The sequence below is a fragment of the Rhizobium sp. No.120 genome (assembly GCF_054558365.1).
The window spans coordinates 91,768-103,937 of sequence record NZ_BAAJNQ010000016.1; the positions used below are offsets into that span (position 1 = coordinate 91,768).

The window sequence follows — 12,170 nt, forward strand, 5'->3', positions numbered from 1 at the left end:
CCAACAAGGACAAATGCAATGAGCCTCATCTACGTTCTCAACGGACCAAACCTAAATCTTCTCGGCAAGCGCCAGCCACATATTTACGGGCACGAGACATTGGCTGACGTCGAGGCGGACTGCCGAAAGTTGGCGACGGAGCTGGGGTACGAGATCTGTTTCCATCAAAGCAACCGCGAATACGAGATCATCGACTGGATCCACCAGGCACGCGAGGATGGCGCCGGCATTGTCATCAACCCGGCGGCGTTCACCCACACTTCGGTCGCTATCCTCGACGCACTGAATACCTTTGAAGGTCCCGTCATCGAGATCCATATTTCCAACGTCCACAAGCGCGAGAGTTTTCGCCATCACTCCTTCGTGTCCCACCGCGCCGACGGCGTTATCGCTGGTCTCGGCACCGAAGGCTATCAGCTCGGCATCCGCAGAGTTGCGACCATGCTCAAGGCTGAGAAAAAGGACTGATAGCGATGGCGAACCGGGTCAAGCTCGCGGTCCTTGGGGCGGGGCTAATCGGCAAGCGTCACATCAGGCACGTGCTGGAAGAGCCCGCCGCAGAGCTGACGGCAGTCGTGGATCCGACGCCAGTCGGCCAAGCGATCGCCAGTGAAGCGGGTGTCAGATGGTTCCCCAGTTTTGCCGACATGATGAATTCCGAGTGCCCCGACGGAGTGATCATTGCGACGCCGAACCAGGTCCATGTCCAAAATGGGTTGGAAGCCGTTGAGGCGGGCATACCAGCCCTGATCGAAAAGCCGATCGGGGACGACATCGCTGCCGGCGAAAGGCTTGTGCAAATGGCTGAGGCCAAAGGCGTGGCGCTGCTGACAGGACATCACCGCCGGCATAATCCGATGATACAGAAAGCAAAGGAGATCATCGACAGCGGGACGCTCGGTCGAATCCTGATCGTGAATGCGATGTTCTGGCTGTTCAAGCCGGACGAGTATTTTGACATTCCCTGGCGGCGAGAGCGCGGGGCAGGGCCGGTCTTCCTTAATCTCATTCACGACATCGACAACCTGCGTTTCCTTTGCGGCGATATACACGCAGTACAGGCCCGTGAATCCAACGCAGTGCGAAGTAATGCCGTCGAGGAAACCGCTGTTATCCTCATCGAGTTCAAAAACGGTGTTCTCGGGACTGCTTCCGTGTCCGATTCCGTTGTGGCGCCGTGGAGCTGGGAGATGACGACGGGAGAAAATCCCGCTTATCCGAAAACTCAGGAGATTTGCTACATGATCGGGGGTACTCACGGATCTCTGGCCGTGCCGTCGCTGGACATATGGAGCAATGCCGAAAAGCGAAGCTGGACCGAGGCATTTGAGCGCGACAGAGCCGCATTCGAAAACGAGGACCCGCTTGTCATGCAGATCCGTCAGTTCTGCCGCGTCATTCGGGGCGAGGAAACTCCCTTAGTCAGCGGTCGGGAAGGCTTGGAGACATTGAAAGTCATTGAGGCCGTCAAGCGGTCGGCCGCGACGGGAGCGCGCATCGTCCTGTAGCTCGGGGCAAAGGCAAGCGGCAAGAAAGCGCTCAGCTGTTTCGATCAGTCTCTATTTTCCCAGTTTCTTGGCCATCTGTAGGTGATGTTCGAGCGTTGGTGTCGTATTGGTGGCCCATGTTTTCAAGGCTGCATTGTCTCCCTTTGCACCATATCGTTTGAATAGATCGACTGCGTTGGCATGAGCCGAACGTTGATCAGAATCATAGCGCTGAACGAATTCCTTTCCTTGCAGCTTTTGCAGTCTGGTCAGCATCTTTTTCTGATTGGATGCCATTTCAGTGGGAAGTGCCGCCTTTACCCTACCGCTCGTTACGAGATCTTTTAATTGCATCGTCGTCTTTTGATGATCATCGACCATTTGCTGGGCAAAGGCCTTTGTCTGATCATCGCCTCGCTGTAAAGCAAGCTTGCTGGCGTTGATTTCGAACATGTCACTGCTTGCAGCCTCGTTGACGAAATCCTGCGTCGTCGGCGCGGCGCCTACGAGAGAATTGACGCCTGTCTTTTCCGCGGCCGATTGCGCGAACGCCGCGGTGGCAAGAAGCAGGATTCCTGCGGTAGTCATTGAGTATTTCATGGTGTTCTCCTTTCGTCAGTCTTCGAACTTCCAAAGGGCCGGAACGTTCCAAACAGGCTACTTGCCGACAGAAGAGCAAAAATGATGACGAGGTTCCATAAGAGCTGAGCTTCTGCGGAGAACGGTCTGTCAACCCGTGCCATCGCCGCATGGCTGCCGATCCTCCGCGAAGCAGCGGACGATCAATCTAGCGATCAAAGCGTTCTATCATGCCCCTTCCAAAACCCTATGGAGACCGAGACCATTGGAAAGGCCGCTGCAAGATATCAGCGCGGTTTGGACACAGCGAAAATATCGCCTTCAACGACAGCCCGGCTTCCACTCCTAAAAGTAAGAGACTGCTAGGCTCAGGGATCGCGGCCAAAATCCTTCCGGAGTTCGGTTTTTGCCTTTTCCAATGTTGCCCGCCGGGACTTCGAAAGCTGATTGCCTGCCCGATTGATATAGAAATTCAACATCGACATGGCGGATTGAAACGGGCTGGATTTGCGGCGATTACTCTTTTCCGTGGATTCCTTGAGTGAATCGGCAATCTTCTTGGCGCTGCGCTCGTTGAATATGCCTTCCTTCAGATCCATGGCATCACTGCTTTCAGTGACGTGCTGTGACCATTTCTTCTTCGATTTCCTTTTGGGCATTGCTGCGGTCCTTGTCGAAATTCGCATTACCAGCGGTCTCGATAAGCCGAGATTGCCAGCGCTGAAATTCAAACAAGAAAGCTGCCCTCAAGTTCCAGGCGCGGCGAGCGAAGTTTGCCGCCGAGCAGGACATTTCACTTGAGCACTCTTGAAGAGATGACAGGCGATATTAATTTTGCAGCCAGAACCTGCCGCACTTGACCGAAAGAATGGTTGCCGAGGGAGCTGACGATTGAGCGAAACCGAACGCGAGCTTCGCTATGCGTCCTGGCACAAGGATGCGGTCATCTATCAACTCCATGTGAAGTCGTTCTTCGACGCCAATGGAGATGGATTTGGCGATTTTGCCGGATTGACTGAGAAGCTGGATTACCTGGCATCGCTTGGCATCAATGCCATCTGGCTCCTGCCGTTTTACCCATCTCCCCGCCGAGACGACGGCTATGATGTACTTGACTATGAAAGCATCAGTCCCGAATTCGGCACCCTTGACGATTTCAGGAGATTCGTGGATGCGGCTCACGCCCGCAAGATGCATGTCATTACCGAACTGGTCCTAAATCACACGTCGGATCAGCATCCCTGGTTTCAGCGTGCTAGACACGCGCCGGCCGGGTCACCGCAACGGGATTTCTATGTCTGGTCCGAAACGGATGACAAATTCGCGGAAACGCGGATCATTTTCGTCGACAGCGAGAGATCCAATTGGACCTGGGACCCGGTTGCGAACGCCTATTTCTGGCATCGCTTCTACTCCCATCAACCGGATCTGAATTATAACAACCCCGCGGTCATCGACGCGGTGTTGAATATTATGCGTTTCTGGCTCGCTCTCGGCGTCGACGGCTTCCGTCTCGATGCCGTCCCTTATCTTGTCGAGCGGGAAAACACCAACAACGAGAACCTTCCGGAAACGCACAGGTTGCTCAAACGCATCAGAGAAACACTCGAAGCCAGCTATCCCAGCGTCATTCTTCTTGCGGAGGCAAACCAATGGCCGGATCAGGCACGGGATTACTTTGGCGCAGGGGATGAATGCCACATGGCCTTCCATTTCCCGCTGATGCCGCGAATATTCACCGCAGTCGCGATGGGAAACTCCGAGCCGATCATCAGCATGGTGCAGCAGACACATGCTATCCCCGAGGATTGCCAGTGGGCCATTTTCCTGCGAAATCATGACGAGCTGACCTTGGAAATGGTTAGCGAGGACGAACGCAATTTTCTATGGGACACCTATGCTTCCGATGAGCGTGCCCGGCTGAATCTCGGCATCAGGCGTCGTTTGTCGCCGCTGATGGACCAGGATCGGCGTCGGGTTGAACTTCTCCACATGCTGTTGTTCTCCTTGCCCGGCAGCCCGGTGCTCTACTATGGCGACGAGATCGGCATGGGCGACAATATCGATTTGGGCGACCGGGATGGTGTTCGTACGCCGATGCAATGGTCCAATCGCGAGAATGCCGGGTTTTCCAGCAGCGATCCAACGACGCTTGCGCTACCGCCGATTGACGATGCCCGGTTTGGATTCCGAGTGATCAACGTGGCTGGACAGGAGAACGATCGGCATTCTCTTCTAAACTGGGTTCGCCGGATCTTGGCAATCCGATCGGCGCATCAAGCCTTCGCAAGGGGAACGATTCGCTTTGTGACGACCGACAATCCGGCCGTCATCGCATATGTCAGGGAATATCGCGGCGAATGCATCCTTTGCGTTGCGAACCTGTCAAACATTGCTCAGGCTGCCATGCTCGACCTGCACCCATATGCTGGTAGAACCCCCAGGGAGATGTTTGGGAAGATGACATTTCCGGTCGTTGGCAAGCTTCGCTATCCGATCATGTTCCAGCCCTATGGCTATTTCTGGCTCCAGTTGAAACCTCGATCAAGCTGAGGCTTCCAGCCGGCGAAATGTTGTCCTTGTTCCTGCATTTGAGAGCAATGTCTCAAAACCCTGCCGCAGAGATCGGCGGCCTACAAGACACACAAGGACAGGTGCGTGATAAGGCCTGCTTCATGTGTTCCGTAGATCGAAACCGCGTATCCTGTCGGTTAAGGCGCTCATTTCCGGAACATTGTTGGCCTGAAGCGGTTTGTATTGATCCTGCTTGGAGCTGTTCCAGCAAAAGTGCGAAGCGATTTTGCGTCCGGAACTGCGTGAAACAGGAAGATGAAGCGCTTTTGCGATGCGAAGAAAAGCGGAAACGCTCTGGGGCGCTAAGCAGATCGTCCCCAACTTCCGGCAAAGCAACGACAGGAGGAGATGATGAGGAGCAGACCACCACCGGTCCCTGAGGAAAATCGAAGCGATAAAGGTGTTGGCGACCATGCCAAACCGTTGCTATCCGATCCCCATAAGCTTGATATATCTGTCAATCCCGACAAGAAGGGGCAGCAGGGAAATAGCCGGATCAACACAAGCTATCAGGGTCACCAACAGGATCGATAGGAGGAGCCATGTCCACCTCGACCAAAACGCCGGCCAGCATTCGCCAAGGCGGTCCGGGAGCATCCCATGAAAATGCGAAGGCGCCATTGAACATTCCGAAGCCTTCGGCAGAGCCGGATAGGCAGGACCGCAGCAAGGTCTCCGGTGGCGGTGGCGAACGCGATCGTCATCACGGCCACGATCCCAAGCGGAAAGGCGGCAAGTAGGACGGACGGGAGCGCATTCCGGTCCCGTCTATTCTTTGGAGAAGTAGCTCGCCTACTGGATGTCTTTTTGCCGACGGCAAGAGTCCGCAATCATCGGACCGTGAGCAACCGGCTGACCAAGGTTGCCGATCAGATCGAAAAGCGCGACGTCGCGAGCCCCTATCGGCTCAATCGTGCCGGCAAGTCTCTCGTTTCCGTCTTCATTGATAGCCCTACATTCGCGCGGCTCCCGGCTATCAAAGCCGGCATTTCGAGATCGCGATGGGACGCGTTGTTTCGGAAGGCCGAGCACCGCCTCAGTTTACCGATGCGCCGAATCTCGCCGCCGGCAAGCACGATATCGTTCGCGCGGCGATGCGCGCACAGGAATGGCTGCCCGGCAGAGACGTCAGTGTTTTCAGCAACGGAGAAATTGGCTTGCAAAGCATCGTTGTAGCGCAACATCCCAGCCCGTTAGCTATATCTCGATTGGTTTCACCTATCTATGCGGCTGCGACACATCGAACAGGCTTGGGAGGGCATCAGACATCTGCAAGATCTGGATGTCTATCTACAAAACGTCGCGGCCAATCGGCGCCCCCTGGGTTTTTCAGGTGCGAGCCGCCCTTCGGCGCTGCTGCGCACTTTTCCTGGAAGTGCTTTAGCGTTTGCCGAAAGCGCGCAGAAAGGTCTTCGTTGCCTCTCTTGCCATGCGATCAACTTCTTCCTCCGGAGTTGGACGGCCGATCTGTTGGTTGATCCGCAGATCTGTCGCTAGCAGCGCCATATACTGCCGCGCGGCAAGTGCCGGATCCTCTATGTCCACATAGCCAGCAAGTGCGAGCTGTGCCAGGCGAGCCGCGATAGCAGGGTATTTCTTGCCCGGACCGTATTCCTTCCAGGTCTCAAATAATTCGGGAAATCTGCCCCCCTCGGTTTCGAGGAGCTTGCGCAGCCAGCGGCCATTCGAATCGCAAACCGCCTTGCGCAGGAGTAGTGCTGAAAATTCGGTCAGTTCCTTTTCGAGATCGATAGGCGCCACGGGGAATGTATCCAATACCCGAAAGAAATCGGCGCTCGACTTCTCGGTGATCTCCGCAACCACCACCTTGAAGAGATTATCCTTGTCGCCGAGTTGATTGTACACCGTCTGACGTGACACACCGGCCCTTGCCGCGATGGCATCGATGCTCGCCGCCGCAAACCCGTCCTCGGCAAAAACCTCCGTGGCCGCGTTCAGGATTGCCTGACGTTTACTGGTGGCGGGCGGACTCTCTGTCTCGGAAGAAGACGCTGCGGGCGAAGTTTTCATGACACCATCATATAGGACTTGACCAATTGGACAATACTGTCCAAAATATTTTACAGGAATGACGAGTCATGCATGAGAACCATCTCCGTCTTTCCGCTGTCCCATCTATAATCGCCCACTCAATCCCCGTCACATGCTTTTTGTATGAGACTTTGCTTCGTCCGGGGAATGGTGTGCGGGAAAGGTTTTTCCGTGCAGAGCAAGGATTCCGTTCTATCTCCCGGAGCCGGCGGCTCCCACCATGCCATCGTCCTTGGCCTTCTTTCAGCCGTGGGTCTCTTTGCCCTCGACATGTATCTACCCGCCTTGCCGACGATCAGTCTCGATCTTCACGCTGACAGCCATGCGGTTCAGGCGAGCCTGATCTCCTTCTTCGCCGCCATGGCCGTGTCGCAGATTGTCTATGGGCCACTGTCGGACATGTTTGGCCGCAAGCGGCCTCTGTATGTCGGTCTGGTGCTCTACATCCTCGGCGCGATTGGCTGTGCGCTCTCCAGCGATATCGGCTGGCTGGTCGCCTTCCGTTTCATTCAGGGCACCGGCGCCTGTGCCGGCGTCGTGATTGCCCGTGCCATCGTGCGCGACCTGCACACGGGGGCCGCCGCCGCGCAACTGATGTCGCGGCTTATGCTGGTCTTCAGTATCTCACCTATTCTGGCCCCGCTCGCGGGCAGCATCGTAACGGTGTTCGGGAACTGGCGGCTGATCTTTTGGGTCATGGTCTTCGCCGGCGCTGCCGGCTTCGTCGCGGGCCGCTTTTTCCTCGAGGAAACCCGTCCGGTTGTGGCACGCAGTGAAAGCAGCCTCGGCGGAGCATTGAAAGCCTATGGAACACTCCTCAAGGACCCCTATTATCTCGGTCTGGTGCTGATGGCCTCGTTCGGCATGTCGAGCTATATGATCTATGTCGCCAACTCCTCCTTCGTACTGATCGGCCATTACGGGCTCTCTCCGAGCTTTTACAGCGTGGCCTTTTCGGTAAATGCCGTTGGCTTCATCGGCATGTCGCAGATGAACGGCTGGCTTGCCCGCCGGATTGGTTTGCGCAAGGTGATCCGCGGTGCGGTTTCCGGTTATGCGCTGACGATGTTGGCGCTGGCTGTCCTGATGGCCGGTGGCGTCGATCGCCTCGACATCATGGCGGCCTTCCTGTTTGCCGGCTACGCTTTCCTTGGAATGATCGTGCCGAATGCGGCGGTACTGGCGCTTGAACACCATGGCCGCATCGCTGGCACGGCCTCGGCGATGATGGGGACGGTTCAGTTCATGACATCGGCGCTGGTCGTTGGCATCGGCAGTATGTTTATGGACGGTACGGCGAGACCGATGGTGGTCGTTATCGCCACATGCTCGGCCATCGTGCTCCTCCTTTCGATTGCAGTGCTGCGGAGCAGGCATGTGGTCGCAGCTGAATAGATCTTGCCGCCAGCGATTGCAGTGACTTGAACAGGCCGCTCGCACCGAGGCCTCTTCAGTGCGAGCGAAATGCACCTTCGCAGCGGGGGAATCGGCGGTCTGGTGATCGCCGGTCGTGAACGGTTCGACATGACCATGGTCATGGTCGGCATCCTGATATTGGGCCTCGTCGGCTTCTACCCTCAATCGTCCTGCCTATGGGCGGCAGGTTTAGCTACTGCGCGGGCGACCCAAGCAGATCACGTAGGTTGCGCCTTCCAACAGTGATTGGCGGGCAGTTCTTAGCGTGTTAACCGACAAGAGCGATCGCCGCCATCGAAAGAATTTGTCGAAGACGGCGAATGAACTTGGCTCGGTCATTGTTATTCAGCGCAATCTGGCGGAAGCGGAGCAACAAGTTTCAGAGCTTTAACCATGCTTCCTTGCCGATAATATCGGCAACAAAATCCATCACCGCGCGCACCGGCCTTGAGTGGCGGAGGTCGCGATGGACGACAAGCCAGATATCCCGAGAAAACGGCGGCACATCCGCTTGGATCCGTGTGAGATCGGAATCTACCTCTCCGAGGAAGAGCGGCAGGCCCGCGACGCCAACTCCAGCGCGTGCCGCGATCAGATGCTCGCTGATGTAATTCAATTCACAGACCACAGGACGGTCGCCGGCGATACCGAGCAGCCATTGCTGCTGCGGAATCTCGGCGTGGCTCTGGTCGAAGGCGATGAATTGCCATCGCTGCGGTGTGGTCAACCGGGCATAGGAGCTGTTGGCATAAAGACCGAAACCCATGGTCCCAATTTTTCGAGCCACGCTACCCGCTTCCTCGGGGCGTACCAGGCGGATGGCAATGTCTGCCTCTCGGCGTACCAGCGAGACTTGATTGCCCTCAGCCGCGAGGGACAGGCGGATATCCGGATGTTCTTCATGGAAGCGGGCAAGATGGCGGGCGAGGAGCGGGGCAACCAGCACCGGTGGCGCGCTGAGCGCAACGCGGGCAACAAGTGGAGCATGCGCTGCCTTGGCCAGTCGAGCAATTCCGTCTGCGCCAGCCTCCATGGCCAGCGCGCGCTCACGCACGGCCCCACCTATCGCGGTCAGGCGACAGGAGCGTGGTAGCCGATCAACCAATCGGACATCGAGCGCGGCCTCAAGCGCGGCCAGCCGCCGGCTCACCGTGGCATGGTCCACCTTCAATCTCCGTGCGGCTCCCGAGAGCGAAGCACTTTCTGCTAGAGCAAGGAAACAGCGAACGTCTTCCCAATTGATCATCTGTGCGAATTCTCCAGGATCACTGGCGAACATACCGAATTTTCGCGGAGATGGAACAAGCATATCCGTCAAAGCGAACCATCACTTTCGGAGCATCTCAATGTCCCTCCATCCTCGATCTCGGCCTTTGCTTACCCTTGTCGGTTCGGCCTTAGGTTTCCTTCTCGTTCTCCTTGACGTCAGCGTGGTCAATGTCGCACTCGATGCCCTCAGCACTACTTTCGGCACGAATGTCGTTGGGCTGGAATGGGTGCTCAACGCTTACACGCTTGTTTTCGCCGCCCTGCTGCTGATGGCCGGGGCTTTGGGCGATCGTTTTGGTGCCCGAACCGTCTTTCTCCATGGCTTCGCCCTGTTCACTGCCGCGTCCGTCGCCTGTGGCTTGGCTCCCACGCTTGAGACACTGATTGCGGCGCGTGTCGTGCAAGGCGTCGGCGCGGCGTTACTGGTGTCAAACTCGCTCGCGCTTATTCAACAAGCCTTTCCGGCGCACAAGGCGCGAAGCCGGGCCATTGGATGGTGGGGCGCGATCGCTGGATCGTCGCTGGCGGCAGGGCCGGTGGCCGGAGGTTTGCTCATTGCCCATTTCGGTTGGCGCAGCATCTTCTTCGTGAACTTGCCCGTTGGCGTGATTGGCATCGCGATCATCCTGTTCAGCGCCCATCGTAGTCCGAAAAATCCAGGCAGGCCGCTCGACCTTTCCGGCCAGATCGCAACTATCGTTGCATTGGGCGCCATGGCGATGGCTCTCATCGATGCTGGCCGTCTTGGTTGGTTCCATCCAAACATCATCTTGGCGGGCGTGCTCGCTCTGATTGGCATCGTTGCATTCGTTGCGATCGAGACTAGAAGCAGCGCGCCGATGCTCCCGCTGTCGCTGTTTGGGACGCCGGCGTTCGCTATCGCCTCCATCAACGGCCTTCTGATCAACTTCGCCTATTATGGGATGATTTTTGTCTTCAGCCTGCACTTCCAATGGCAAATGAAGCTCTCGGCCAGTGGGACCGGTTTCGCTTTCCTGCCGATGACTGTTGTGATCTTGATCGTCAACCTCGTGATGAGTCGCATTATGGTTGGAGCCAATCCGAGGCACTTGATGGTATTCGGCCAATGCCTTTCAGCGACGGGCTATCTGCTGTTGATCCCCGCCTCGATGACGGAATCCTATGCGGCGCTCGTCGTGCCGATGCTGATGGCCGCCACGGGTATGGCGGTGATGGTGCCGACGATTACAAATGTGACGCTAGCTGCCGTCGAGACCTCCCGTGGCGGCATTGCATCGGGCGTGCTCAACACGGCTCGGCAGGTCGGCGGTATGCTCGGTGTTGCGGTCTTCGGCTATCTGGTGCGAGAAAGTGCCCCGTCGGCATTTGCCCATGGAATGCGCTTGTCGTTCGCTATAGCGGCTGGCCTGCTCATCATCGGCGCTCTGTTGTCACTCTTCGGCTTGAAAGAACTGCGTAAAGTCTCACCGGCATGATTGTCCTTGCAAACACATCCGCCTGGGAAAAGAGAATTGCGATCGAGCCTTCTTGCCATATGCGGACCGCAGCGCTTTTCCTGCAAAGCGATTACCTTGAAAAGGTCTTACGATTCTTGCTCGGCGATCCGCTTTAAAATCGGTAGTGCCATCCGCCGGTTACGAAATTGGCGGGGCGCCATTCCCCGCTCAGTCGAGTGTTTGTGATGACCTCCCAAACACGATCGGGAGCTGATCCTATGAGAATTGACTGGGAAGGCATTTCCAGCTTCATAGACGAAACTCCGCTTCGACCTTGCGTCCTGCGACAGGTGTTATCTCTCGCCCTTATGATTTGTGGGCAAGCGTGCAGCTCACAGAATGGCCATCAATACAGTGGCAAGGATCGTGCCGCCCATGAGGACATTCACTGCTCTCTCTGTCGCTGGCTGGAGGTTGGCCCGACCAAGGACGACGCCCGCCCAGAGCCAGGCGAGGTCGACAACAATCATGACGGCAACACAGACGATCCATTTGATCGACATATCAGCAACGGTGTCGAGCCGGACGATCGAGTATGACGCCATGAGCGATGCAAAGGCGATATAGGCCTTGGGATTTGTCACGCCCAGGAATGCTCCGCCGGCCACCGTCGAGGCGAAGTTCGTTCTGCTCTCTGTTTCACTTGCCCCAATCGGTGCGAAGGCGATCTTGTAGGAGAGATAGAGCAGATAGGCGGTTGCGACGAACATCATCGCCTTCGTGGCACCCGGAATGGCGGCGAATATGGAAAAGAGGCCGGCCGCGCTCGCACCCGCGGCAATCGCCAGGCCGATCTGCAGACCGCCGTAGAAGCGCAAACCCTGGAGAAATCCCTGGTCCTTGCCAACAGCAATGAGCGCTGCAATGGCTGGGCCGGGCGACCCAAGCAGAAGCACCGCAGCAATCCAAAAAAGGGATAAATTCGCAACATCAATCGTCATGAAAACCATCACATAAAGGATTCTTTATGTCTTTATATGACTCCGCCTCATTCGCGTCAAGCAGCTAACCCGACGATGAACGCTGGAACCATACACCCACGTTTCCGACAGGTATGCGCTTTACGGATGAAATCCATCCAGCACAGAGTTGGTGCATCGGTCGCTGAAAGAACGGATTTCTGTCTTTGATGCTCTGGCTACGCGGTGACGGTTTTGCAGCGGACGGATTTCGGGCGTGCGCATGCCATCGGACACCGTCATCGCGAGCTGCGAGGGGGGCAATGCAGATGTGGAGTGAAATCGCTCATCTTCAGGTCGCTTGATCACGGACCTCAGGTTCTACTTTCACCCGACGCCGATAAGTTTACAGTGCC

The 12,170-nt window shown here is 56.6% G+C and carries 11 protein-coding genes and 2 pseudogenes; 8 read left to right on the top strand and 5 right to left on the bottom strand.

Features of this window, described 5'->3' with window-relative positions:
• Window positions 1–18: 18 nt before the first annotated feature.
• On the top strand, window positions 19–468 hold the full coding sequence (gene aroQ / locus ACYJRZ_RS28245; RefSeq protein ID WP_459464303.1) for a type II 3-dehydroquinate dehydratase: 450 nt from the start codon (window positions 19–21) through the stop codon (window positions 466–468).
• 5 nt (window positions 469–473) lie between these two features.
• The gene (locus tag ACYJRZ_RS28250; RefSeq protein ID WP_459464305.1) at window positions 474–1,508 is read left to right on the top strand and encodes a Gfo/Idh/MocA family protein; all 1,035 of its coding nucleotides are present in this window, start codon (window positions 474–476) and stop codon (window positions 1,506–1,508) included.
• A gap of 51 nt (window positions 1,509–1,559) precedes the next feature.
• On the opposite strand, the gene ACYJRZ_RS28255 is transcribed toward ACYJRZ_RS28250, so the two are convergent.
• Both ACYJRZ_RS28255 and ACYJRZ_RS28260 read right to left on the bottom strand, forming a co-directional pair.
• Entirely contained in the window at window positions 1,560–2,087 is a 528-nt protein-coding gene (locus tag ACYJRZ_RS28255; protein WP_459464307.1) for a DUF4142 domain-containing protein, read from the bottom strand.
• Between the two features lie 347 nt (window positions 2,088–2,434).
• Complete coding sequence (locus tag ACYJRZ_RS28260; RefSeq protein ID WP_459464309.1) at window positions 2,435–2,725, bottom strand: DUF3175 domain-containing protein; 291 nt, start codon at window positions 2,723–2,725, stop codon at window positions 2,435–2,437.
• A gap of 232 nt (window positions 2,726–2,957) precedes the next feature.
• Between ACYJRZ_RS28260 and treS the strand changes: the two are divergent.
• The 4 genes and pseudogenes from treS to ACYJRZ_RS28280 form a co-directional block, all read left to right on the top strand.
• Window positions 2,958–4,604: pseudogene (treS, locus tag ACYJRZ_RS28265) on the top strand (maltose alpha-D-glucosyltransferase); the annotation flags it as partial.
• 387 nt (window positions 4,605–4,991) lie between these two features.
• Window positions 4,992–5,174 (top strand): hypothetical protein, encoded by a 183-nt coding sequence (locus ACYJRZ_RS28270; protein WP_459464326.1) that lies wholly within the window; start codon window positions 4,992–4,994, stop codon window positions 5,172–5,174.
• 8 nt (window positions 5,175–5,182) lie between these two features.
• Window positions 5,183–5,380 carry a hypothetical protein gene (locus tag ACYJRZ_RS28275; RefSeq protein WP_459464310.1) on the top strand — a complete coding sequence of 66 codons (198 nt, stop codon included), beginning with the start codon at window positions 5,183–5,185 and terminating at the stop codon, window positions 5,378–5,380.
• Window positions 5,381–5,402: 22 nt separating this feature from the next.
• Window positions 5,403–5,951: pseudogene (locus tag ACYJRZ_RS28280) on the top strand (hypothetical protein); the annotation flags it as partial.
• A gap of 69 nt (window positions 5,952–6,020) precedes the next feature.
• Here the strand turns inward: ACYJRZ_RS28280 and ACYJRZ_RS28285 are convergent.
• On the bottom strand, window positions 6,021–6,671 hold the full coding sequence (locus ACYJRZ_RS28285) for a TetR/AcrR family transcriptional regulator (RefSeq protein ID WP_459464312.1): 651 nt from the start codon (window positions 6,669–6,671) through the stop codon (window positions 6,021–6,023).
• 192 nt (window positions 6,672–6,863) lie between these two features.
• On the opposite strand from ACYJRZ_RS28285, the gene ACYJRZ_RS28290 reads away from it, so the two are divergent.
• Window positions 6,864–8,087, top strand: coding sequence for a multidrug effflux MFS transporter (locus ACYJRZ_RS28290; RefSeq protein ID WP_459464314.1), 1,224 nt, complete (start codon window positions 6,864–6,866; stop codon window positions 8,085–8,087).
• A gap of 400 nt (window positions 8,088–8,487) precedes the next feature.
• Here the strand turns inward: ACYJRZ_RS28290 and ACYJRZ_RS28295 are convergent, their stop codons facing one another.
• Window positions 8,488–9,387, bottom strand: coding sequence for a LysR family transcriptional regulator (locus ACYJRZ_RS28295; RefSeq protein ID WP_459464316.1), 900 nt, complete (start codon window positions 9,385–9,387; stop codon window positions 8,488–8,490).
• A 67-nt stretch (window positions 9,388–9,454) separates the two neighbouring features.
• Between ACYJRZ_RS28295 and ACYJRZ_RS28300 the strand changes: the two genes are divergently transcribed.
• Window positions 9,455–10,834: an MFS transporter gene (locus ACYJRZ_RS28300; RefSeq protein WP_459464318.1), complete on the top strand. Its 1,380-nt coding sequence runs from the start codon at window positions 9,455–9,457 to the stop codon at window positions 10,832–10,834.
• 353 nt (window positions 10,835–11,187) lie between these two features.
• Here the strand turns inward: ACYJRZ_RS28300 and ACYJRZ_RS28305 are convergent, their stop codons facing one another.
• Window positions 11,188–11,796, bottom strand: coding sequence for a LysE family translocator (locus ACYJRZ_RS28305; RefSeq protein WP_459464320.1), 609 nt, complete (start codon window positions 11,794–11,796; stop codon window positions 11,188–11,190).
• Window positions 11,797–12,170: the final 374 nt, after the last annotated feature.

Excerpts from the sequence above, each read along its gene's own strand:
- aroQ (WP_459464303.1), top strand. The coding sequence starts at position 19 with ATGAGCCTCATCTACGTTCTCAACGGACCAAACCTAAATCTTCTCGGC.
- ACYJRZ_RS28255 (WP_459464307.1), bottom strand. The coding sequence starts at position 2,087 with ATGAAATACTCAATGACTACCGCAGGAATCCTGCTTCTTGCCACCGCG.
- ACYJRZ_RS28270 (WP_459464326.1), top strand. The coding sequence starts at position 4,992 with ATGAGGAGCAGACCACCACCGGTCCCTGAGGAAAATCGAAGCGATAAA.
- ACYJRZ_RS28260 (WP_459464309.1), bottom strand. The coding sequence starts at position 2,725 with ATGCCCAAAAGGAAATCGAAGAAGAAATGGTCACAGCACGTCACTGAA.
- ACYJRZ_RS28250 (WP_459464305.1), top strand. The coding sequence starts at position 474 with ATGGCGAACCGGGTCAAGCTCGCGGTCCTTGGGGCGGGGCTAATCGGC.
- ACYJRZ_RS28305 (WP_459464320.1), bottom strand. The coding sequence starts at position 11,796 with ATGACGATTGATGTTGCGAATTTATCCCTTTTTTGGATTGCTGCGGTG.
- ACYJRZ_RS28300 (WP_459464318.1), top strand. The coding sequence starts at position 9,455 with ATGTCCCTCCATCCTCGATCTCGGCCTTTGCTTACCCTTGTCGGTTCG.
- ACYJRZ_RS28275 (WP_459464310.1), top strand. The coding sequence starts at position 5,183 with ATGTCCACCTCGACCAAAACGCCGGCCAGCATTCGCCAAGGCGGTCCG.
- ACYJRZ_RS28285 (WP_459464312.1), bottom strand. The coding sequence starts at position 6,671 with ATGAAAACTTCGCCCGCAGCGTCTTCTTCCGAGACAGAGAGTCCGCCC.
- ACYJRZ_RS28295 (WP_459464316.1), bottom strand. The coding sequence starts at position 9,387 with ATGTTCGCCAGTGATCCTGGAGAATTCGCACAGATGATCAATTGGGAA.